Raw genomic sequence first — 23,943 nt, 5'->3', positions numbered from 1 at the left:
GGTTTTATGAGAACAATATACACCATTCTGAATATTCCTGTAAAGGAATATTTGAAATCTATGTACAAAAAAAGAAAGCAGTGAGACAATGATTAACGGCTCGCATACAGAGCTCAGAAAGATAGAGAGCGTTTGGGGGAAGAGAAGAAACCGATGGAATTTGACATCTTGGCGGCATCGCTGATTTTTGTGATTACTTTAACTTTTGTTATATGGCAGCCGAAGGGGCTGAATATCGGGTGGTCCGCCTGCGGCGGCGCAGTGCTGGCCCTGCTGGCCGGCGTTGTCGGGTTCGGCGACGTGGGGGAAGTCGTGCAGATCACGTGGAACGCCACCTTAACGTTTATCGCGATCATTATCATTTCGCTGATCTTGGACGAGATTGGCTTGTTCGAATGGGCGGCGCTGCATATGGCCCGGGCCGCACGGAGCAGCGGCATTCGCATGTTCGTTTACGTCAGCTTGCTGGGGGCGGTCGTTTCGGCGTTTTTTGCCAATGATGGGGCGGCCTTGATCCTCACGCCGATCGTGCTGGCGATGGTCCGGCATTTGAATTTTGAGGAGAAAATGATCTTTCCGTTCATCATGGCGAGCGGATTTATCGCGGACACCACCTCGCTGCCGCTCGTCGTCAGCAACCTGGTGAACATCGTATCGGCGGATTATTTCGGGATTGGCTTCGCGCAATACGCCGCCCGGATGATTATACCAAATTTGTTCTCGCTCGCGGCGACGATTGCCGTGCTGCTGCTTTATTTTCGCAAAAGCATCCCTCGCGCCTATGACCCATCCAAGCTTAAGGCACCGGCCGAGGCCATTAAAGACCAGCGTTTGTTCCGCCTGTCCTGGGTAGTGATGGGGATCCTGCTGATCGGATACCTGGTCAGCGAGTTTCTCCACCTCCCGGTGTCCTTGCTCGCCGACGCAGTGGCCCTGATCTTCTGGGCCATCGCCCGCCGAAGTCAAGCAGTCGACACGAAGGCCGTCATGAAAGGCGCGCCGTGGAACATCGTCGTTTTCTCGATCGGGATGTACGTCGTCGTATACGGCCTCGGCAATGCCGGGCTGACCGATGTTTTGGCCGACCTCATCCAAGCGGCCGCAGATCAAGGCCTATTCGTGTCCACGATGGCTATGGGCTATATCTCGGCGTTCCTGTCGTCGATCATGAACAACCTGCCGGCCGTCATGACCGGCGTGCTCGGCATCGCCGAAACCGCCACCTCCGGCACGATCCGCGAATCGTTGATCTACGCCAACGTCATCGGCGCCGACCTTGGCCCGAAGATTACGCCGATCGGCTCGCTCGCTACCCTCGTCTGGCTCCACGTCCTCGCCAAGAAGGGCGTCCGCATCTCCTGGGGCACGTACTTCAAAGTCGGCATCGTGCTGACGATCCCGATTTTGTTTGCGACGTTGGTGGGGTTGTGGGTGGTATTGGTGGTGTTTTAGGGAGGGGCTGTGGTAAGAAAGTGAAGTAGCGGAGCTACTATGGTAGCTTATGGGGTTGCGCTGGGGAAATGCTTGGGCTTTTCCCGAAGTTAGGTACGGGCATTGAGGTTTCCTATTGCGATGCCTTGCTATACTCGGCCGGTCGTTGCCTTGGGTTCATGCCCCCCTCCGGCCCGCTCCCAATGAGAACTTCGATCATGAGTCCCGCCCCCAGCTTAAACCCATTCGTAAACGCCTCGGTCATTTCCATTCCTTGAATCTTCTGTTGTAAATCGATTAGAGTCTCCAAATCGTTGAAATCCTCGCCGGATAGCTTCTCCCTCCAAGCCAGCATTGCTTCGGATAGTTCTCTGCTTAATTGGCGGTATTGCGGGTCTTTGGGGACAACCTGCTCCTCGGGGAGAAGGTGGCCGTAATAGAGGGATTCGAGAAGGGATGGCATGGGATTCCTCCTTTTTACCACAAGCATAGCAGAATCAGAGGCAGTATGTGGTACGTATTTACGTAATCACTTCTCCAATTTTTCGGCAGCCACACCCATTTCAATCTCATCGAACCTTTTTCAATCCCTCCCCTTCAAACCTCCATCTAATAACCTCCTGATTTCTTGTAAATGCCAGAAACATACGATCTTCCGGTAGATAAATAACAATTTATATAGATACAATGATCTGCTTAATCTGGAAATCAAATACGAGATTTGGCCGCCATGTTTCCTAATCTGGCCAAACCTATCTGAGTGTAACCGCGAATGGCCCCTTTTAACAGCATCAGCTCGATTTCAATCCACGCACTCACAAGGAGTGCGACTTGTCTTGGCCATTGCTTCACCACCTAAAAACAATTTCAATCCACGCACTCACAAGGAGTGCGACAGCGGGCCTTGTGAAGCCTTGAGCCGCAAGGCCTCACGTACCAAGAAGTGCGAACCTATTGTGTAAGTGCGAAATTTTACCGTTTATTTCAACCAGAATCTCAATAAACCTTATAATGGCGTGGGGTGCGAACCTCCCAGGGATTTCATGTGAACTTGGGGTTCGCACCATTAGCCATTAAAAGATTAAGGGGTCTTCTAAATCCAATGACGGTTTGGCACCCATATGCTCTACTTTGATCTTGTAGTTATTGCCCAGCCGATAAAACCGCAAGTTGTCTTTTTCTTGATCAATGAGTTGGGATAGTTCCAGTTTCAGAGCAGTGAACTGTGCTGTATCGATGATACATTCAAACACGGAGTTTTACACCCGCTGCCCGTAGTTCTGACATGCTTTTGCCACTTTCCGAAGCCGCGCGGCACCTCCCACAACTGATGTTTGAACATCATAAGTAATGAGTACAGGCATCCCGACTCACCTACTTCCATAAAAAATGGCGATTATTCATCTAAATCACCGCACAAAAATCGGGCCAAAAATAAGGCTTGAAAGTAAGGGACCCGCCCCCAAGGGATTTTTTCACCCAGATAGGGGTATGTAATATTCTCTTACTTCTTGGTTTGCCATGCTTTCAGAAACATTTTGCGGGCCTCGTCCGTCATCAGCATAGCCCTTTGGATCACTTTGCTTTGTGTCAAGAAGGTAATGAAAAATATTACGACTAGCATAGAACCCAGTCCTATTCTACCGCAAAATTTGTCATTATTCACCAATACACGAGTGAAAAGCCTCAATAAGAAACTCAATAAGAAACTCAATAAGAAACAATCCCAACAAGCAAGATGCCTGCCGAGATTGCTGGTGGTTACGTTTATCTTCGGTGTACACTTCTCCGGTTATAATAGTATAATTTAACCATACTTGGAACCGTCATGAATGGAGGGATTTATTTGACGCCAGTACTGAAAAAGAAATGGTTCCTTCAAGGATTGGCCCTCCTTCTGCTTTTCTCACTTTTGGCCCTGATTCACTTCTCTCAAAGGGATTCTTACAGCAAAATTTCCGATCTTCATATTCAACAGCTAAGTGAAAAGGAACACATTGAAATCCTCGATGTCGCAATGAAAAACGACCTAGATAAGCCCTTTGCCTATGTATTTTACAAGCGGGGCGTGAAAGTAGGGGCATACTATCTAAGCGTCATTAATGATAAGTTGGTTTACGGCATGGATTTCATGCTTAACGAGGATGAGGACAAACCTGTCCAAGTTTTTGGAATTCGAACGGGATATCCTTATCTTATGATTCAAATCAATGATGATCACCTTCTCAAAGAGGGCGACCAGATTTATGCCACTTTCAATCAAAATAAATGGCATCGTTTAGACATAGATAGCTCTAAAAGGAACTATATCGTTTCCGGTGACTACGACGAGGCATCGGACGGAAGATCATCTGTTCAAATCTACAATGCTAAAAAAGAAATGATATTTGAGTGAGCTCCCCTCCGGGATTGTTGCCGTTATTCTGTCAAAAGTTTATCGCAAATCGGACGACGTTTTTAATACTACCAGATCGAGAAGGTTAGAACGCCCGCCGAGTTCGATTCCTATGTTCAGAACATCAAGAATCTCGCTCTTTACGACACGGGAGTAACAGCACGGTATGGCGACAAACTTGTTGTCTAAAGAGTAATGAATTGACCGTTGAGTAAGTTCCCCTCGATCCAACACCCCCTCACTTCGAAATATCCAAAAACCCCTCCCCAAACACATCCCGCACATCGTGGATCGTAAGGAACGCCGCTTGGTCGATGGAACGGACGATTTTCTTCAGGGTGGACACCTCTTGCTTGCTGATGACGATATAGAGAACCTCCTTCGGGTTCTTCGTATAGTAGCCATGGCCCGACAGGACGGTTACGCCGCGGTCCATTTGGGTGATGACCCTCTCGGCGATGTCGTTTTGCTTCTCGGAGATGATCGTGACGGCTTTCTTGGGATTCAGCCCTTCGATCATGAAGTCCATCACTTTCGTGCCTACGTATAAGATGACGATCGTCAGCATCAGCTTCTCCGCGCCAATGATGAAATAGGAGGAGAACGCCACGATTAGGTCGAAAAACAGCAGCGCATAACTGATATTCCAATCGAGATATTTATTGGCGATCCGGGCCAGGATGACGGTTCCCGCCGTCGTTCCGCCGACCCGCACGATCAGGCCGATGCCAACCCCCACGATCACGCCGGCAAACACCGCATTGATGGTCGGCTCGTGCGAATCGATTCTCCAGTTCTCGGTCAAATGCAGGAACAACGAGTTAAAGGCCACCGCAATCACCGTATAAATCGTCGTCCGACGATCCAGAAATTTGTACCCGACGATGAGCAGCACGCCATTAATCACGATATTGACCACCGATGGCGACCACTGATATAGGTAGTACAAAATAATCGTGACCCCCGTAACGCCCCCTTCGCCGAAGTCGTTCGGAATAATAAACAAATTGACGGCCAGCGCAAATAAAAAGGCCCCCACAATAATAATAGCGATATCCGCGATTCTTTTTTTCATCCCAACTCTAATCCTCTCTCTGCCACATTTCTATCCTAACAACCAGAACATCGTAGCGATTCGGATTTGGAAAGTCAAGATGACTTTAACACTTTATTTCTCTAGTCCGATAGAACATTTCCCCTCCCCGCCTCCCGGCAAAATGCACAGGTTTGTTCCATATTCTCTGGTATTTTGTTACTTATGACGGTTTACCCGGTTTGTTATGCTGAGGATGCAAAGACAATAATGAGTTTGCTTAGGGAGGGTGTCAATTGTGAATAAGAAAAAACGTTGGATCGCCGGGGCTGCGGCGCTTGTACTGTTGACAGGCCTCTTGGCGGGCTGCGGGGGGAACGGCAATGGCAACGGCTCTTCCGCCGCCAAGAATGAAAGCGCTAGCAACGGAGGCGCGGAGACGGCCAAAAGCCCGGTCAAGTTAACCATGTGGGGCGGCGTTCCGCCGGAGTCGGGGCCGCAGGAAGTGATCGACAACTGGAACAAAGAGCATCCCGACGTTCAAATCGAATATGTCCGCTTCGTGAATGACGATGACGGCAATTTGAAGCTGGATACGGCGATGATCACCGGTCAAGACGTCGATTTGTTCGTCAACTACACGATTTCGCAAGCCTCCAAGCGCAAGGATTCGGGATTGGCCCTGGATCTGAGTCAATTCACGGATTACAACATCGACGAGAAAATGGGCGGGGACGCAGCCAGCTGGAAAATCGACGGCAAATACTACGGCGTGCCGACCACGAAAAGCCCTTTCTTCATCGCGATGAACAAGGAAGCCTTGGATGCGGCGGGTTTGCCGGTCCCCAAGGACTGGACCTGGGATGAATTGCGCGAATACGCCAAGAAGTTGAAGGGCAGCAACCAATACGGGTTCATTCAAAATATGGAGCCTTTCGTAGACCCGATCGACTCCGTGTTATCCCAAGAGGGTTACACCAAGGCGGACGGCACATCCAACCTGGACCATCCGCTCGTGACCAAATGGCTGGAAACGCTAAACACGATGATGAAGGAAGACAAAACGACGCCACCGCTCGGCGAGCAGCTCACGTCCAAAATGCCGGTCGAACAGGTATTCCTGAGCGGCGAAGTGCCGATGCTCAATATCGGCGCCTGGCTGCTGCGCAGCTCGAACAACTTCACGGATTTCCCGCGCGATTTCACCATCGCTTTCGCACCGGTACCAAGGCTGGTGGACAGCGCCGATCAATACGTGACCCGCGGCGGGCTGGGCGACTATATTTCCATTAACGCCAAATCCAAACATCAGGCGGAAGCCTGGGAATTCCTGAAATGGTATTCGGACGGCGGCATGGCCCCGATGGCCGCAGGCGGAAGATTGCCCGCCTCCAAGGACGCCAACCAAGACGACGCGTTAAACAGCTTGCTGGGCGACAAACGCGATACGTACGATCTCGACTCGTTGATGTACGTCATGTTCGACAACACGACGCCGACTTACGTGCGCAGCCTCCCGCAGGAAGTCATGGACCTGCGTGCCCAGGAATACGAGAAGTATTTCCTCGGTGCCCAAACGCTTGACCAGACGATCGAAGCTATGGTCGCCCGGCATAACACCTTTTTGAAACAAAACCAATAAACGCGCCAGTTTCAAAATAAAGAGGAGGAACGTTGCCGCATCCTAAGGCGGCCTTCTCCTCTTTTGGCATTTTTCATAAGGACTAAGGAGGCAGGCAACATGTTGTACGGCAATGCCGAATTCCATAACGTCGCGGAACTCGTCCCCGTGGAGGGCCGTCCCGGGCTGCTGCTGCAGCGGGTACCCGAATCGGTACGGACCGGGCTGTTGGAGAAGGGGCAAGAGCAAATCCGCCGGGCATCCGCCATCGAAATCCGGTTTGGCGCAGAGGAGGGCATGGCAGTGCCCGTGACGCTCGCCAGCTATGGCGGCATCAGCCTAGCCCAGGTATATTACGGCGATTACTGGGTGGAGGACGTACGCCTCGGCGAGGCGCCAACGACGATCCACCTTCAAGAACGGGAGCCGATGTTCCAGTTCGCGGCGCCTTGGCGCGGGGAAGTCCCCCGCTCCGCGTATGGCCCGATCTGGCGGATCGTGCTGCAGGGATTCGAGGTTCACTTGATCGACCTTCCGAGCGGCAGGGTCCGCCCACCGCAACCGCATGAGAAGCCCGCCCTCAAATACTTGGCCTACGGCACGTCGATTACGTTCGGCATCTCGGCTTCGACGCCGGACCTTTCCTACGTCAGCCAAACGGCCTGGCGGTTAGGGCTGGATCCGATCAACCTGGGCATGCCGGGGGCCGCGTTCTGCGAACCAGAGATGGCCGACCATATCGCCGCAAGGAACGATTGGGCCATCGCTTCGTTATGCCTTTCGATCAACATGCTGAATCAAGGCATATCTGCCGAGGAGTTCAAAGCAAAGGCCGCCTATATGGTGCAGACCATCGCCAAGGCCCACCCGGACAAACCGCTCGTTTGCATCGGCTTGTTCCCGAGCTTCGCCGATTTGGGCTGGGCCTGGCCGGAGAGAGAGGTCAACGCCGCCAGCCGGGAGTATCGGGACGCGCTGCGCGACATCGTGCGATGCTCCGGGCAACCCCAGGTCCATTACGTTGACGGGCAGGAGCTTCTCGATGACTGGCGGGGCTTGTCCCACGACCTGCTGCATCCCGGCAATTTCGGCATGGTCCGCATCGGCGAGCGGCTGGCGGCTTTCATGGGGCCGTTGCTTCAAAGCCGGCGCTTATGACATCGGAATAGAACAAATCTTTGCATGATTGATACAAAACTATGCAATTTTCGAGAAGGCGTTTGCGGGATTAGGCGTGTGATATAATGGACACAAACACCGGTTACACCATATTGGGGGCGTTCCGCATGTCCAAACTGCTGCGATACCTGATCCCGCAGAAGCTGAAATATCGTCTGTTCATGGCGTTCGTCTGTCTGATCATTCTCCCCTTCAGCGCCCTGAATTTGTACAATTACCAACGCATCGAAACCTTGGTCCAGCAAAAAATCAGCCAACAAAGCCACTCCCAACTGGAGCAAATGTACCGGACGCTGGAGGACCAGATCGGCATCGCCTTCAAAACGTTGATCTTCCTGAAGCAGGAAGACACGGTCAAATCCGTCCTTCGCTATCCCGAACAGCACGATGAGCTGGAGAACAAACGGCAGATGGAGAGTATTTTCAACAATCTCAACAATAGCTTCTTCCTGTATAATCCTTCGGTGTATTTCTTGATCCTGGACCTAAATGAAAACGCATACACCTCGTATCTGCCCAAGGAACCGTTGGCCTACGACAAGCTGCGAAGCCTGCCGGGCTTCAGCAAGGAGCTCATGAACGCAAGTTCCTACCATTGGGTGCCCAATGATCCGAACTACGTCCTGCGGGACGTCTCGACTAGTACGTATTTGCTGTCCCTCTACGCGTATTTGGAAGACAGCCGGAATACTCCCTATGGATTAGCCCGCATCAGCATCGATTACTCGTCTTGGCTGCGAACCATTCACAAGCAATCGGATTTGCAGCAGCAGTATTTTATCATGACGAGCGCGGGAGAGGACATCTCCCAGTCGGTTCCGGATACGGCGCTGCCGAAAAAGGTGAAAGCGGAGATCGCCAACCAACCGGGGAAGCAGTATTTTATCGACAAGGATTCCAACTCCTTCATTAATTACATTTACGTCGAGTCGTTGGACTGGTATATCGTCAACCGCATCCCGCTGTCCGTGTTGTTCGTGGAGATCGAAGGGCTGAAGCGTCAATATTTCGTGACCTTCTTCGCGCTGATGGGCGTCTTCCTGATCATGACCTTCGTCATTTCGACGACGATTACCCGTCCTTTATCCCATCTGCAGGCCAAGATGAAAGCCGCCGTTCAGAAGAACCTGAAAATCCGCCTGCCGGAGCACAAATTCCATGGCGAAGTCCTGGACCTGACGCGCACCTTCAATACGATGCTGGACGACACCAATCTCCTGATCCAGAAGCTGAACGCCGAAGAACGCCAGAAGGAAGCGGTCCATTTCCAGATGCTGTTGGCCCAGACGAACCCCCACTTCCTGTTGAACACGCTGAACACGATCAAATGGATCGCGATCCGTCAGCATAACGACGAGATTACGAACATGACCTTGTCCCTCGGTAAACTGCTGGAAGCCAGTTTGAATACCGAGAAGGACCTTATTTATCTGAAGGACGAGATCGAGCTGGTGCAGGCTTATGTGCACATCCAGCAGGTCCGCTATTCCCATAAATTCGACGTCACGTATCAATACGAAGACCATATTCTATTCGCGCTGGTACCGAAACTCAGCCTACAGCCGCTGGTGGAGAACGCCATCATCCATGGCATCGCCCCTTTGCGCGGTCAAGGGTTCATCCATCTCCGCGTGTACCTGGAGGACTCGGACCGACTGATCGTCGAGGTTAAGGATAACGGGGTGGGGATGGACCCCTCGCGAAAAAACCAGGCCGAGCGCAAACGTCCAGGCATCGGGCTAAGCAACGTCAAGGAAAGACTCCGGCTCCTGTTCCGCGATCAAGGCACCATGGAAGTGCTGTCGTCCGAGCAGGGCGTCACCGTGCGGTTCGCGATCCCGTTCCTGCTGTCCACGCCTTACGGGTCCGAGCATCCGGCTTAATCATCTTTGCAACGGGAGGTTGTTGATCATGTGGAAAGTGTTGCTGGTAGAAGACGAAGTCTTCGTACGGGAATCCGTGCGGGAGATCATCGCCTGGGAAGAGCTTGGGTTTACCGTCTGCGGAGAGGCCGGAACCGGCACGGAAGCGCTCGAATTCATCCGGCGGGAAGAACCCGATCTCGTGATTACCGACATCATCATGCCGGACATGGACGGCGTTGAACTGTTGAAGCAGACCCGGGCCGAGGGACACGACTCCCGGTTCGTCATGCTGACGTGCATGAGCGATTTCGAATACGTGCGGCAGGCGATGGAATACGGGGCTTCAAACTATATCCTGAAGTTGTCCATGAGCGTGAACTCGCTGCGGGATACGCTGCGGAAGATCCGCGGCGAGTTGCTTAGCCGGGAACCGCAAGCCTCCGGAACCCTGCCTGCCGAGGCGGCGGCGGATCGCCCTCCGGGAGCGCCGCCCCTTCTCCATGAGGAGGTCACCTCCCATCCGGAAATCCAGAAGATTCTGCAATACATTCATGCCCATTACGCGGAGGACATTACCGTCAAATCGATGTCTCAGCTCGTGATGATGGGCGAGAACTACGTCAGCACCTTGTTCAAGAAGAAAACCGGACACACGTTGATCCATTATCTGCATCAGGTGCGGGTCAACCATGCGATCCATTATCTCCGCCATTCGGATTTGCCCGTGTACGAGGTAGGCCATCGCGTTGGCTTCCTGAACGACAACTACTTCATCAAAATCTTCAAACGGCTGACGGGCCAAACGCCCAGTCAATACCGGCAAACAGCCAAAACGGGAAGACCTTCCGAAACGGCCGTATCCTCATAAACTTTCCCTTTCGCGGTTAGCGGTGCTCCAGTGGAGTGCCGCTGTTTTTTTCACGTAAGCATGCACTTGCAATAGAACAAAACTATGATCCGGTCCGCTCGCCCCAGCCCTGAAATTGCGTATTTCTGTAGCATCAAGTCGGGGGTTTTGTTCCTTAACCGCCTAAGCCCCGATTGATATGCTGGAGTTGCAAGCAAACGACGTTAAGGAGTGAGACCCGCGTGAGAAGTTCCTGGATGAAACGGCAGCAGTATCTCGGCTATCTGTTTATCGGGCCGAACATGATCGGCGTGATCCTGTTTTTTATCCTGCCTGCCCTCTATTCGTTTTACCTCATGTTTACGGATTACAAATTCATGAGCCCGGACACGAAATTTGTCGGACTCGCTAATATTCAACGGATGCTCGGGGATGAGGTTTTTTATATCGCAATCAAAAACACGTTGCTGTTCCTGGTGTCCGTCCCTGTCTCGATCGCGCTGGCCTTCGTGGTGGCCGTCATCTTGAACCGTTCCGTCTATTTGAAGAACCTGCTTCGCGCGCTGTACTTCATGCCCTACATTACCAGCGGCGTCGCCGTGGCGTTCGTGTGGATGCTGCTGTTCAGCCCGAACAACGGGCCGATTAACGGAATCCTGCGGTCGATCGGCATCGCCCATCCCCCCGGCTGGTTGTCGACGACGGAATCCTCGATGTACGCGATCGACATCATCTGGATCTGGTTTATGCTCGGCTACAACATGATCATCTATTTGGCCGCGCTGCAAGAAGTGTCCGGCGAACTGCTGGAAGCCGCCAAGATCGACGGTGCACGGACCTGGCAGATGATCCGCAGCATTTTGTGGCCTCTCGTTAGCCCCACCACGTTCCTGCTGCTGATTACCGGCCTCATTATGTCGATCAAGCATTTCGGGATCATTCAGGCGATTACCCAAGGCGGCCCGGGCAACAGCACCACCGTTTTGTCGCTGTTCATTTACCAGAACGCCTTCCGCTATTACGAAATGGGCTACGCCTCCACGATTTCCTGGGCGTTGTTCGCTATTATCCTGATCTTCACCATCGTCCAGTGGCTGGGTCAAAAACGCTGGGTCCACTACTAAAAGGAGGAGGAAAACCGACATGTCTAAAGCCATGATCCGCAAAACGATCCTAACCGTTGTCATGTTGTTCTTCAGCATCGTGATGATCGTTCCTTTCCTCTGGATGATCAGCACTTCGTTTAAGACGCCCGCAGAGGTGTTCGAATATCCGATCCGGTGGATTCCGGCCCATTTCAATTGGAGCCATCACGTCAAAATCTGGTCCGGCGACAACAGCTTCGTGCAGTATTACGCCAACTCGCTGAAGGTCGCCGTCATCAGCACGGCGGGGGCCGTCCTGCTCTCGTCCCTCGCCGCTTACGGGTTCTCCCGCATCGAGTTCAAGGGACGGAACGCGATGTTCCTCATTTACCTCTCGATGATGATGGTCCCGCCGCAAGTACTGTTCGTGCCGAAATTCATCATGTTCGACTGGGTCGGGATATTCAACACGCATTGGGCGCTGATTTTGCCCGGCATGTTCACGATCTTCGGCGTATTTATGATGCGGCAGTTCTTCCTCTCCGTGCCGGCGGAAATTTCCGAAGCGGCGTTTATCGACGGGGCGGGCCATTTCCGCATCTTCTCCCGCATCGTTCTGCCGATGGCCAAGCCGTCGCTTGCGACCTTGGCGATCATCGACTTCTCCTGGCATTGGAACGATTACGAGAACGCGCTGGTCTTCCTGATCGACCATAAACTGTTTACCGTTCCGCTTGGCCTGCAAAACTTCATCCTGGAAAACACCGTGGATTACAACGGCATGATGGCCGCTGCCGCCGCCGGCATTATCCCGATGATCGTCGTTTTCCTGATCGGCCAGCGGTACATTATCGAAGGCGTAGCCAGCTCGGCGGTGAAGGGGTGAGGCGAGGTGCCCCCTTTGCTCGCTGGATGGGCGGCGGTGTGGGGAGTCGTTAGTTTACGGAAATGTTGTAGATTCTACAACATTACTGCGCTTATTACGGCAGGTTTGGCCGGAATGTTGCATTTAGTACAACATTTGGGCTCGATATGAGCCGTTGAGCTGAGAAATGTTGCAGTTTTTACAACATACTGCGATAGCTCCAACCTTTTCACGGGGAAAATGCTGCACAAAGTACAACTTTTCGAGTGTCACCCTAAACACCAAAAGCATTCTAAACCCTTCATTAGCGAAAGGAGCATGAAGAAGCATGAGAAACGAAACCATACGCAGCGATATTACGGTCGTCGGCGGAGGATTGGCCGGCGTTTGCGCCGCCGTGGCGGCGGCCAGGCTCGGGCGCAAGGTGGCGCTCGTACAGAACCGCCCGGTGCTCGGCGGCAATTCCAGTAGCGAGGTGCGCGTCTGGGTCTGCGGAGCGACCGCTCACGGCACGAACCGGTACGCTCGCGAGACCGGGATCATGGGCGAAATGTTCGTGGAGAACCAGTACCGCAATCCCGACGGCAATCCCTATCTCTGGGATATGGTCGTGCTGGAAACGGTGCTGACCGAGCCGAACCTCTCGTTATACCTGAACACCGACGTGCACGAGGTCGAGGCGGACGGCGAAGAGGAGGCGCGGCAGATCCGGTCCGTCACCGGCTGGATGATGGGCTCGGAGCGGCGTATCCGCTTCGAGAGCCCGATCTTCCTCGACTGCACCGGGGACGGGCTGGTCGGGTTCCTGGCCGGCGCCAAATACCGGCTCGGCCGGGAGGCCCGGCACGAATTCGGCGAAGCCTGGGCGCCCGAGGTCGCCGACGACATCACGCTCGGCAGCACGCTGCTGTTCTACACGAAGGACGCCGGGCACCCGGTGAAATTCGTCCCGCCGTCCTTCGCCAAAGATATTACGCAGACCCCGATCCCGCTCAAGCGCGTGATCCGCAGCGGCGACTCGGGCTGCCACTACTGGTGGATTGAATGGGGCGGCGAGCTGGACACCGTGCATGACAACGAACGCATCCGCGACGAGTTGTCGGCCGTCATCTACGGAATTTGGGATTACATCAAAAATTCCGGACAGTTCGATGCCGACCACATGACCCTGGAATGGGTCGGCTCGATCCCCGGCAAGCGGGAATATCGCCGCTTTCTCGGCGACTACACGCTGACCCAGAACGACATTCTCGCGCAGGAGCCGTTCGAGGACCGGGTCGCGTTCGGCGGCTGGTCGATCGACCTGCATCCGCCGCAAGGGATGTACGCCACGGAGAGCGGCTCGAAACATCTGCACGCGGACGGGAACTACCATATCCCGTTCCGCTCGCTCTACTCCGCGAACGTGTCCAACCTGCTGTTCGCGGGCCGCAACATCAGCGCGACGCACGTCGCGTTCGGCACGACGCGGGTCATGGCGACCTGCGCCACGATCGGCGAGGCCGCCGGGACCGCCGCGGCGCTGTGCGCGGAGCTGGGCATCGCGCCGCGGGAGCTGTCGCGCCTGCACACCCCGCTGCTGCGGCAAACGTTGCTGCGGCAGGACGCCTCCGTGCTGGGCGTCGCGAATGAAGACGCCGCGGACTTGGCCCGGAGCGCGAAGCTGAGCGCCTCCTCCTTCCTGTCCCGGCTGGCGGCGGAATCGGCCGATGAGGCGTATCCGCTGGAGCGCGACGTCGCCCTGCTGCTTCCGGCCGATCCCGGCCTCGCCGGAACGATCGAATGGCGGCTGGACGCGGCGCAAGATACGGAGCTTACCGTCGAGGTGTGGAGTACCGGCCGGCCGGAAAACTACGTGCCCGCCGCTCTCGAATCCCAAACGACCGTCGCCGTAACCAAGGGAGACGATCAATGGGTTCCCGTCCGGCTCGTCTGGACGCCGGAGGAAGCGCAGAACGCTTTTGTCATCATACGAAGTAATCCGTTGGTCCAATTGTACTTGTCGCATACGCCGCTGACGGGACTGCTTGCCTTCGAACGGGGCACGGCGGCCGGCGTCTCGAAGGATCTGGAGGATCATGACGACAGCCAGCCCGTTGTGGAATGGAGCATGAAGCGTCTGGTGCGCAAAACGTTTTGCTTCCGCGCGGATTTCGCCACGGACGCCTACCGTCCCGAGCATATCCTGGACGGCTACAAGCGCCCGTATGGCGGGCCGCATCTCTGGCTGTCGGAGCCGATGGCCCGGGATGCCCAACCTTGGGTCGAGCTAGAATGGGAAAACGAGCAAGTCGTCCGCGAAATTCAGTTGATTTTTAACGATGATGTCAATGAGGACCTGATCAATCTGCACCATCACCGTACGCCGTTCGAGATCATCCCTGAGTTGGTCAAGAACTACCGGCTCGAGACCCAGGATCCCGCCGGGAACTGGATTACGCTGATCACGGAAACCGGCAATCGTTGGCGCAAACGAGTACATCGCCTGGAAACCGCCATTCCGGTCAAAGCCATCCGGCTTGTCGTTGAAGAGACAAGTGGGTCGCGGCAGGCAGAGGTGATCGAGATTCGGGTGTATGAGTAAGCGCACCTAATTCACAACCAGGTCCAAGCGCTGCAAGAGGCAAACGAATTTACGTTTTGCCGGCTTGCGGCGTTTTTTCCATTTCTTCTAAAAAAACCACGATATTCCCTTTAATTTAGAGAAAGCCGCGCTTCTCAGCGGAGTGATATCATTTGAGGCAGGAAAGGAGGAACCTTCAAGCAAAATGAAAGCGCTTAACTGCCATATTCAAAATCAAAGGGGAGTGTTTGAATGAATCAAACGATGAAACGTGTCCTCATGCTGCTGATCGCCGCGGTCTTGCTGCTGCCTGCAGGATGGCCGGCCTCGGTAACCAAGGCTGACACCTCAGCTCCGAACGGCACGGTCACGGTGTATCATGAGGACTTCGCGAACGGAATCGGCAAAGCGGGCCAATCGGGAGGTGCGACCCTGACGTCGGTCACCGGCAAGACGTTTACCGGTAACGAGGACGGAGGCACATTATACGTCAGTAACCGGGTAAACAACTGGGATGCAGCCGACTTCCGGTTTAGCGACATCGGCCTGGTGAACGGCAAAACCTATACGGCCCAAGTTACCGTATACGTGGACGCCGCCGTTAGCGTGCCTGCTGACGCCAAAGCCGCCCTTCAAACCGTTGACAGCTATGGCAATTATGCCGAGGCGAATTATGTCGCTGGCCAAGCCGTGACTCTCACGAAGGAGTTTACTGTAGATACAAGCGCGGACAAGGCGCTGCGCATCAACTCTAATGCTGCAGGTGCTGCGGTTCCTTTCTACATCGGAGACATTCGCATCACGGAGCAAGCCAGCTCCGGCGGTGGTGAACAGCCGCCTAGAGACCCGGCATTGCCTTTCTCTATGATCACCTTTGAAGATCAAAAATCCGGCGGCTTCGCGGGCCGAGCAGGTACCGAAACGCTGACCGTGACGAACGAGGCGAACCATACGCCGGGCGGTTCCTATGCGCTCAAGGTTGAAGGCCGTACCGACACCTGGCACGGGCCAACGCTGCGCGTAGAGAAATACGTGGACCAAGGTGCCGAATACAAGATTTCGGCCTGGGTCAAGCTGATCGATCCCGCCAGCTCGCAAATCCAGCTGTCTACTCAAATCGGCGAAGGCAGCAGCGCGAATTACGTCGCCCTTTCCCCCAAGACTCTCAGCACCGGAGACAATTGGGTTCAGTTTGAAGGAACCTACCGTTATAACAGCGTAGGCGGCGAATTTTTGACGATTTACGTGGAAAGTTCGAATAACGCGACCGCTTCTTTTTACATTGATGACGTGAGTTTTGAAAGCACCGGATCCGGTCCGATCGCCATCCAAAAAGACCTGGTCCCGCTCAAAACCGCTTACCAAAACGATTTCCTGATCGGTAACGCTATCTCGGCCGAGGATTTGGAAGGCGTACGCTTGGAGCTGCTCGGCATGCACCATAACGTCGCCACGGCCGGCAACGCCATGAAACCCGACGGCCTGCAGCCGACGAAAGGCAACTTTACGTTTACCGCGGCGGATGCCATGGTCGATAAAGTCCGGGCGGAAGGCATGCAAATGCATGGCCACGTATTGGTATGGCATCAGCAATCGCCGGCTTGGATGAATACGACCACCGATGCGCAGGGGAACTCGGCCCCATTGAGCCGGGAAGAGGCCTTGGTAAATCTGCGAACCCACATCCAAACCGTGATGGAGCATTTCGGCAACAAGGTGATTTCTTGGGACGTTGTCAACGAAGCGATGAATGATAACCCCGGGAATCCGGCGGATTGGCAAGGGTCCTTGCGGCAAGCTCCATGGAAGACCGCGATCGGAGCCGACTACGTCGAGCAAGCGTTCCTGGCAGCCAGAGAAGTACTCGACCGGCATCCAGAGTGGGATATCAAGCTGTATTACAACGATTACAACGAAGATAACCAGAACAAAGCCCAAGCGATCTACAATATGGTCAAAGCTTTGAATGACAAATATGCGCTGACCCATCCGGGCAAAAAGCTGATTGATGGCGTCGGCATGCAGGCGCACTATAACGTCAACACGAACCCGGAGAACGTTCGACTGTCCCTGGAGAAATTCATCTCCTTGGGCGTGGAAGTCAGCATCACGGAGCTGGACATTCAGGCCGGCAGCAACTACCAGCTGTCTGAGAAGCTGGCGAATGCGCAAGGTTATTTGTACGCGCAATTGATGCAGATCTTCAAGGACCACGCGGATCACATTGCCCGCGTCACCTTCTGGGGATTGGATGACGGCACTAGCTGGCGCTCTTCTTCCAACCCGTTGCTCTTTGATAAGAATCTTCAGGCCAAATCGGCTTATTACGGCGTGATTAACCCCGCCAAGTTCATTGAAGAACACCAACCGGATGTGTCGGAAGCGAGCCAGTCTACCGCTTTCTATGGTACGCCTACCGTAGATGGGGCGGCGGATGCCGTTTGGAGCAAAGCCCCGGCGATGCCAATCCAGCGTTACCAATCGGCTTGGCAAGGGGCAACCGGCACAGCCAAAGCGCTCTGGGACGATCACAACCTGTACGTCCTGATCCAAGTCAACGACGCGCAGCTGGATAAGAACAATCCCAACGCATGGGAGCAGGATTCGGTCGAGGTATTCCTGGACGAGAATAATGCCAAGACCACGTTCTATCAAGACGACGATAGTCAATTCCGCGTGAACTATGCGAATGAGGCCAGCTTTAATCCAGAGAAGCTCGCCACAGGCTTCGTATCGGCTACCAAGGTCGACGGTACGAACTATACGGTCGAAATGAAGATTCCGCTTAAAACGGTCAGCCCGGCGAACAACGTAAAAGTGGGCTTCGATGTGCAGATCAACGATGCCAAAGACGGCGCTCGTCAAAGCGTGGCTGCCTGGAACGATACGACCGGCAACGGGTATCAAGACACCTCTGTCTATGGCATCTTGACCTTGACGGGAAAAGGAAACGTCGATACGACGCCGCCCGTTTTGAAGATTACCGCTAGCCCCGCTGTTCTCTCGACGCCGAACCACAAGATGGTTCCGATCAAGGTCACTTGGAAAGCGACCGACAAGGACTCCGGTATCGCTTCGATCAAGCTGGTCTCCATCACCAGCAACGAAAGCGACAATGGGCTGGGCGACGGTGATACAGCGAATGACATCCAAGGCGCGGATTACGGAAAGGCTGATAAAGAGTTCCTGCTTCGTGCGGAGCGATCGGGAAAAGGAAACGGAAGAATTTACACGATCACCTACGAAGCTACCGACAAAGCTGGCAACAAGACGACCGCTCAAACTACGGTTCAAGTCCCAAAAGGGAAGAAGAAATAGACGCACAAAAACGGCGGTGCCAGGGATTCCCCCTGCACCGCCGTCTTCTATTCCGGCGTTATCGCTTACTCGAAGCACGCCAATCATCCAACTGCTTCTGCACCTCGGCCCGAACCTCGTCCAAGCCGGCCTGCTTCAGCTCCTCATTGAACTTCGGAAGCTCCGTGTCTACGTCGACGCTGCCGGTCATGAGGCTCGGGTAATATTTTTGCCAAACCATCTTGATGTTCTGTATCTGAATCGGCATCATCGATAAATCCGGCGTAAACCCAAATGTGCTTGATTTGACGGCTCTAGCGTTGGATGCGCGAAATTCCTCCCATTTATTTAACGGTTCCGGATTCTCGCCGCCCATCGTCTTTAAGATGAACCAATTGCCTTGGGTAAACGTAACTCCAATGTAGTTGGACGAAACGTCGGATACGGGGTGACCGTCCGCGTCCTTTGGCGGGATCAGCACGACTTGATCATTTTTGTCCAAGGTATAATGCACGCCTTCGATCCCATAGTTAAACAGGTTGCGCACCTCAGGGTCGGTATTGAGCAGATTCAAGAACTTAATACATTCAACCGGATACTTCGTATCCGAACTGACCGCCATGACGCCTCCCCGCACGTCTTCGGTTGTGACCACCTCTGTCGTGACGGGATTCGCTACAATCTTGTAGCCGCGATCCTTACTCCAGCTATTCTCGGAGAGGGGGCCGCCGCTCGAAGCCTTCCAGAACACTTTCTTCCCTCTTTCCAGCTCCTGACTCTCCCGCAAAGCCGCATCTTCGTTGATGTAGCCTGCCTGATAATATCGCCGAAGCGTATCCAGCACCCGCCGGGCTTCCTCGGTTTCGAAGATACTCACGACCTGAGATCTGGAATCTAAAGACCGCAGCATTAACGGGAGCTCTTTATCGATCACGTACTCGTACCCATATAAAGCGAAGAAATTATGGGAATCCTTGTCCAGCTCCATCGGCAAATAATCGAATTCCTTCTGCTTAATCATCCGCATCAAGGGTTCAAGCGATTCCAGGGTATTGTACTTGTTAATATCGATGTTATACTTCTTCACCAGCTCTTCCGGATACATCCACTGTTGGCGGACTGCCAATTCCTTATTGGTGGGTACGCCATAAATTCCTCCATCGTCCATCCTTACGCCCTGCCAAAATATAGGGTCAATCACATCGTACATATCCTTGCCCGTACTGGACAGATAGTCATCCAGCCGCAGCCAAGCTCCACGCTTCACGTAAGTGGTGAACTCCGGGGCATAAGCGATATCGAAGGGCGTTCCCGCCGATAACATCGTGTTGAGGCGATTATCGTATTCCTGCCATCCGACCTTGATATAAGTAATGGTGATTCCGATCTTCTTAGCCAATACTTCATTGATCTTGTCATTCACCTTCTTCAGGTCCGGATCCGGCTCCCCGATCGTATAGTAGACCAAATTGACCATGTCCTTGCGCGGTATCGCTTCCCCTTTGTCAGAGGAAGGCGAACAGCCCGCAGCAAGCAGAGATAACATGCCGGTCAACATCACGTATAGGACCAAACGATTAAACACCAAGCGTCGCTGCATCCCATCCTCCTTTCCGCCCTGTGGAGCACTAGCTTTATTTCCGAAGATCCGAAGGGGACATGCCATAATATCCTTGAAAATGCGTGTAAAAATAATTCAAATTGGGGTATCCCACGGACTGGGCGATGCTGGAGATCTTCTCATTCGTGGCGAGAATACGCTCCTTGGCTTGAAGCATACGGTAAGCCATCAAATATTCCGAGAATTTCATGTGGGTTTCCTTCAAAAACAACTGCCCAAGGTACGTACTATTCATGCGAAAACGCTCCGCCACCGATTTCAACGTGATGTTCTGGGCATATTCCGCCTTCACCATAAGCAGGATTCGGTTGGTCAGTTTGGATAACTCCTCATAGGGAATTCCCAGGATCGGATCCGTAGTGTTATCTTTCCTGCTGATTCCATTTAAGTTCCCCTGCAAATCCTCCACAATAATCTTCTCAATCACCTTCTGCAGCTTGGAACGCTCAACGGGCTTCAGCAGATAGTCCTTCACGCCGCAGCGAATCGCCGCTTGGGCATATTCGAATTCACTGTAACCGCTCATAATAATATATTGGGTAGGGAGTCGCAGCTCATTGAGCTGATGGATGATCTCATACCCAAGATCAGGGCCGATACATACATCGAAGATGGCGATGTCCGGCAATAATTCCACGGATTTAGCGATCGCGTCTTCTTTCGTTTCGCTCGTTTCGATTTGGTGAAAGCCGTATTCCCCCCAATCCAAGGTTCGCTTCATGCCCTCCAGAATCTGCGGTTCGTCATCAACGATCAGAAGCTTATACATGCTGAAGTCACCCCTTTGTGATCCTCACGGTAATCTTGACTCCGGCTTCCTCATTATTCTCAATATCCATTGTTAAGGCCTCACCATAGAAAAAATGCAGCCGGGTATGCACATTCCGCAGACCAATACTACGTACAGGCGTATCATCACGACAGCTCAACTGTTGCCTCACTTCTTCCAATCGCGCTTCAGGTATACATTTCCCGTTATCCATAAATTCCAGGATGAACCGTCCTTCCTCTTCCCAACCGTTCACGACGAGTAAATTGAACTCACTGCTTGAATTGAATCCATGAACGAAGAAGTTCTCGGCCAGAGGTTGCATCCAGAATTTAACCGTCTGGAGCTGCATTAGCGCCTCCTCCACATTGATCTGATAATAGAACCGTCCCGGATACTTCAGCTCCATGATGCTCAGAAACTTCTGCAAGAGCTCCAGCTCTTCCCCGATCGAAATAATATTATCTTTGTGAACGATATCGCGATAGAGCGAACCTAAGGTCGCAATGGCATCCGCCGTGTCAACGTCACGGTGAAGCAAAGCGGTGGAGCGAATCGACTCCAAGGTATTGTATAGAAAATGCGGATTGATCTGATGCTGAAGCGCTTTCATTTCAGTTTCTTGCTGCTTCAATTTCAACAAGTATTCGGTGCGAATATGTTTATCCAGCTCATGCACCATATCATCCAATTCGCGGGCAATCATGCCGTATTCGTTACGCCGGTAAGGAGCAGGGAAACTCGATGTAAAATCCGCCGTCTTCACACGTTTGATGGAATGGATGATGTGTCGCAGGAATCTCGCATCGTCGCGCATATTGTAGGCGATGAGCAGCAATACGCTGATCATGGCCAACAGAACAATACCTACGACGGTAACCAGGATGCCCGCCTTTTGGCGCATCAGGTGAGACAAGTCTACGAAAAATACAAATCGGTAATCAAACTTGGTGGAGGTAAAGGTCATGAAGAACACGTTCTTCATCCCCCCCAAGGAGGAATATCCGCTGCTTCGCTTCTCCTCCGTGGCTTTGAGCGCCATCTCCTTGGTTCCATGGTCCATACCGGAGATCATATACACTTCACCCGAATCGCTGACGGCCGCGGCGATGTCTAGCTTATAGCCTTGCAATTTCTTGAACAACGGATCACTGCCGATCAAGAAGCGGAACTCCCCAATTTGGCGAGAGATCTGGTTGGGATCGGACAATTTCTTACGATACACAAACCCCTTCTCCATCGCCTCGCGAAAGATCTCATCCGTGTTCGGAACGCGAAACAGGAAGCTGGGATTGCCGTTGTCATCAAACCGTACCACGTTGCTGTCGGACTCGGTATGCAGACTGACTTGGGTCAGATCCCCCTTCATGGAGCTGTGTAAGAAAGCCCTCATATCTTCCGGAAAGGAGACCAGCGGTTCATTGTATTGGCTATTCTGCAGCCTGCTCGTCTGGTAACCTTCCGCGGTGTTGCCTAGAAAGAAGCGAACATCCGTCATCAGGCGATCATTCGAGTAAATTCGCTGCATATAAGCTTCAATTCGATCGGTATCATACTGCAGCTCGTTCTCGATTCGGGCAAACGTGCTGATCGCCTCAGCTCGAGCACTTTCGATCCACTGATACATGAGAACTGCACAGGTCATGATGCCCAGCGCCAAACCGATGGTCACTACAGACAACGTATAGGCAATGAATTTACTTCGGTATATTTTTATCTGCCAAAAGGACCCCATTCGGCGCCTCCTTTGCCTTGTGTTCTACGGCGCTGATTCAATGCCATCCTCTGTCCTCATTATACCATCATATTGAAAAGCCCGAACGGTAGATCTCCCTTCCGTCCGGGCCAATCGAGTGCAGCCTTAACTCTTATTTAAAGAAGGCATCGATCTGCTCTTGTGCAGCTTGCATGATCGTATCCATTCCCGCCTTCTTCAGTTCTCCGATAATCTGCGGTACCATCTTCTCCGGATCGGATGCGCCTGTGAGCAATTCATAACGGTATTTATCCCACGTCGCTTTCACGTTCGCAACTTCAGTAGTCAGATTCGTCGTGTCGAGCGAGAACCCGAGCAAGGACGAAGCGGTCGCTTGTTCATTCAGCTTCTGAACTTGTAACCATTGATCTTCCGGAGCACCCTTGGTTGTCGCCATATTGAAGAAGGTCCCTTGCGTATATCCAGCCAGCGGCCAAGTATCGGAAATACGTTCAATGACTTTCTCACCGTCCACTTTCACGTAGTCGACGCCCTCTTCACCAAAGGCCAACATGTTGCGAAGCTTCGGATCGGTATTCACCAGTTCCAGGTACTTCAAAGCTTCCTTCTTATACTTGGAATTGGCCGAAATTCCGTTGAGGGAACCTTGAATCGTTGCCGTTGTGTAGAGCGGTCCGTAAACCTGCGTCATGTCGTACTTCTCGACGCCCTCGTTGATTTGCCAAGTAATATCCGCCCCTGGGAAGCCTTGAGCACTGAAGAACGCGCGGCCTTTGTCCGCTTCCGGCTTGGTTGGAGCATCTGGATTGATAATGCCATCCTTATACCATTGGTGCAAAATCTTCAGTTCGTCCATGACATCCTGTTGTTCCAGAACGGATACCACCTTGCGGGAGGCGTCATCCACCGACACGCCAATCGGAGGGAATCCCAACGCAAGATCGTCATACCGGTTAAAGAATCCGTTAAATCCGTCGCCTTGCGTCATCGGCAATGGATAGAAGCTCTTGCCCTCTCCGGCTTTCATGTCGTGGAACGGTTTATCCAGATCCTTCAGGGTTTTGATGTTGTTCAAATCAATGCCGTATTTCTCTACATACTTATGGTCGAATACCCAATATTGGGTCAGCGAGGAGTCCTTATAGGTTGGCACAGAATAAAGTTTACCGCCGATTCTCGTTCCATCCCATACTTTCTCCGGAATGAACTTGTACAGTTCCGGCGTCTCGCTTTGCACCAAATCGGTGATGTCCGCGAGCGCCCCGATAGTCACTTGCTGATTGTATTTGGAGACATTGGTGAAGAGAATATCGAAAGGTTCACCCGTGTTTACGATTGTGTTAATTTTCGTATCCCAATCGCCCCAGCTTGCCACCTTGATGTCGATCTTCACGCCGATTTTCTCGGCTGTGTATTCGTTCATGGCTTCGATGGCCTTCTCGAAGTTATCCGGAACCTGGCCGCCGATCGTCCACCATACCAATGTCGGGATCTCCCCCGAAGTTGTCGGCGTGTCTGTAGAAGTGTTCGTCGAAGCGTCTGGCGAGTTGTTCGCCGACGGAGTGTTCGACTTCGAACCGCATGCGGCAAGAACGGACATGAGAAGCATCATAATACAGAGGGTAGAGATGAGCTTCAAAGACCTTTTCATAGAT

General features: G+C 53.0%; 16 protein-coding genes and 2 pseudogenes. 11 read left to right on the top strand and 7 right to left on the bottom strand.

Annotated features, from left to right (window positions below):
- Nucleotides 1–153 precede the first annotated feature (153 nt).
- Nucleotides 154–1,452 carry an arsenic transporter gene (locus M0651_RS14320; protein WP_282577913.1) on the top strand — a complete coding sequence of 433 codons (1,299 nt, stop codon included), beginning with the start codon at nucleotides 154–156 and terminating at the stop codon, nucleotides 1,450–1,452.
- A 112-nt stretch (nucleotides 1,453–1,564) separates the two neighbouring features.
- Here the strand turns inward: M0651_RS14320 and M0651_RS14315 are convergent, their stop codons facing one another.
- On the bottom strand, nucleotides 1,565–1,894 hold the full coding sequence (locus M0651_RS14315; RefSeq protein WP_248552426.1) for a DUF6809 family protein: 330 nt from the start codon (nucleotides 1,892–1,894) through the stop codon (nucleotides 1,565–1,567).
- Nucleotides 1,895–2,504: 610 nt separating this feature from the next.
- Nucleotides 2,505–2,795 (bottom strand): annotated as a pseudogene (cas2, locus tag M0651_RS14310) (CRISPR-associated endonuclease Cas2).
- Between the two features lie 482 nt (nucleotides 2,796–3,277).
- Here cas2 and M0651_RS14300 point away from each other — a divergent pair.
- A complete protein-coding gene (locus tag M0651_RS14300; RefSeq protein WP_248552425.1) occupies nucleotides 3,278–3,826 on the top strand; it encodes a hypothetical protein in 549 nt (182 codons plus the stop codon).
- 13 nt (nucleotides 3,827–3,839) lie between these two features.
- Nucleotides 3,840–4,015: pseudogene (locus M0651_RS14295) on the top strand (class B sortase); the annotation flags it as partial.
- A 49-nt stretch (nucleotides 4,016–4,064) separates the two neighbouring features.
- Here M0651_RS14295 and M0651_RS14290 read toward each other — a convergent pair.
- A complete protein-coding gene (locus M0651_RS14290) occupies nucleotides 4,065–4,901 on the bottom strand; it encodes a YitT family protein (protein ID WP_248552424.1) in 837 nt (278 codons plus the stop codon).
- A gap of 256 nt (nucleotides 4,902–5,157) precedes the next feature.
- On the opposite strand from M0651_RS14290, the gene M0651_RS14285 reads away from it, so the two are divergent.
- The 8 genes from M0651_RS14285 (at nucleotide 5,158) to M0651_RS14250 (ending at nucleotide 18,202) form a co-directional block, all read left to right on the top strand.
- Nucleotides 5,158–6,501 carry an ABC transporter substrate-binding protein gene (locus tag M0651_RS14285; RefSeq protein ID WP_248552423.1) on the top strand — a complete coding sequence of 448 codons (1,344 nt, stop codon included), beginning with the start codon at nucleotides 5,158–5,160 and terminating at the stop codon, nucleotides 6,499–6,501.
- A 99-nt stretch (nucleotides 6,502–6,600) separates the two neighbouring features.
- Nucleotides 6,601–7,638, top strand: a complete 1,038-nt coding sequence (locus M0651_RS14280) for an SGNH/GDSL hydrolase family protein (protein WP_248552422.1) — start codon at nucleotides 6,601–6,603, stop codon at nucleotides 7,636–7,638.
- A gap of 128 nt (nucleotides 7,639–7,766) precedes the next feature.
- Nucleotides 7,767–9,542, top strand: a complete 1,776-nt coding sequence (locus M0651_RS14275; RefSeq protein WP_248552421.1) for a sensor histidine kinase — start codon at nucleotides 7,767–7,769, stop codon at nucleotides 9,540–9,542.
- Nucleotides 9,543–9,570: 28 nt separating this feature from the next.
- The gene (locus tag M0651_RS14270; RefSeq protein ID WP_248552420.1) at nucleotides 9,571–10,392 is read left to right on the top strand and encodes a response regulator; all 822 of its coding nucleotides are present in this window, start codon (nucleotides 9,571–9,573) and stop codon (nucleotides 10,390–10,392) included.
- Nucleotides 10,393–10,613: 221 nt separating this feature from the next.
- The gene (locus tag M0651_RS14265) at nucleotides 10,614–11,495 is read left to right on the top strand and encodes a carbohydrate ABC transporter permease (protein ID WP_248552419.1); all 882 of its coding nucleotides are present in this window, start codon (nucleotides 10,614–10,616) and stop codon (nucleotides 11,493–11,495) included.
- A 19-nt stretch (nucleotides 11,496–11,514) separates the two neighbouring features.
- On the top strand, nucleotides 11,515–12,342 hold the full coding sequence (locus tag M0651_RS14260) for a carbohydrate ABC transporter permease (protein WP_248552418.1): 828 nt from the start codon (nucleotides 11,515–11,517) through the stop codon (nucleotides 12,340–12,342).
- A gap of 307 nt (nucleotides 12,343–12,649) precedes the next feature.
- On the top strand, nucleotides 12,650–14,905 hold the full coding sequence (locus M0651_RS14255) for an FAD-dependent oxidoreductase (protein ID WP_248552417.1): 2,256 nt from the start codon (nucleotides 12,650–12,652) through the stop codon (nucleotides 14,903–14,905).
- Between the two features lie 231 nt (nucleotides 14,906–15,136).
- Nucleotides 15,137–18,202 carry an endo-1,4-beta-xylanase gene (locus M0651_RS14250; protein ID WP_248552416.1) on the top strand — a complete coding sequence of 1,022 codons (3,066 nt, stop codon included), beginning with the start codon at nucleotides 15,137–15,139 and terminating at the stop codon, nucleotides 18,200–18,202.
- A gap of 58 nt (nucleotides 18,203–18,260) precedes the next feature.
- Here M0651_RS14250 and M0651_RS14245 read toward each other — a convergent pair whose 3' ends face one another.
- The 4 genes from M0651_RS14245 to M0651_RS14230 form a co-directional block, all read right to left on the bottom strand.
- Nucleotides 18,261–19,781 carry an ABC transporter substrate-binding protein gene (locus M0651_RS14245; protein ID WP_248552415.1) on the bottom strand — a complete coding sequence of 507 codons (1,521 nt, stop codon included), beginning with the start codon at nucleotides 19,779–19,781 and terminating at the stop codon, nucleotides 18,261–18,263.
- Between the two features lie 34 nt (nucleotides 19,782–19,815).
- A complete protein-coding gene (locus M0651_RS14240; protein ID WP_248552414.1) occupies nucleotides 19,816–20,571 on the bottom strand; it encodes a response regulator transcription factor in 756 nt (251 codons plus the stop codon).
- A gap of 7 nt (nucleotides 20,572–20,578) precedes the next feature.
- Entirely contained in the window at nucleotides 20,579–22,306 is a 1,728-nt protein-coding gene (locus M0651_RS14235; protein ID WP_248552413.1) for a sensor histidine kinase, read from the bottom strand.
- 133 nt (nucleotides 22,307–22,439) lie between these two features.
- Nucleotides 22,440–23,939, bottom strand: coding sequence for an ABC transporter substrate-binding protein (locus M0651_RS14230; RefSeq protein WP_248552412.1), 1,500 nt, complete (start codon nucleotides 23,937–23,939; stop codon nucleotides 22,440–22,442).
- Between the last annotated feature and the right edge of the window lie 4 nt (nucleotides 23,940–23,943).

It is taken from the genome of Paenibacillus mellifer, assembly GCF_023195895.1.
Taxonomy (GTDB): domain Bacteria; phylum Bacillota; class Bacilli; order Paenibacillales; family Paenibacillaceae; genus Fontibacillus; species Fontibacillus mellifer.
This window is presented reverse-complemented; position numbering and strand designations above follow the sequence as displayed.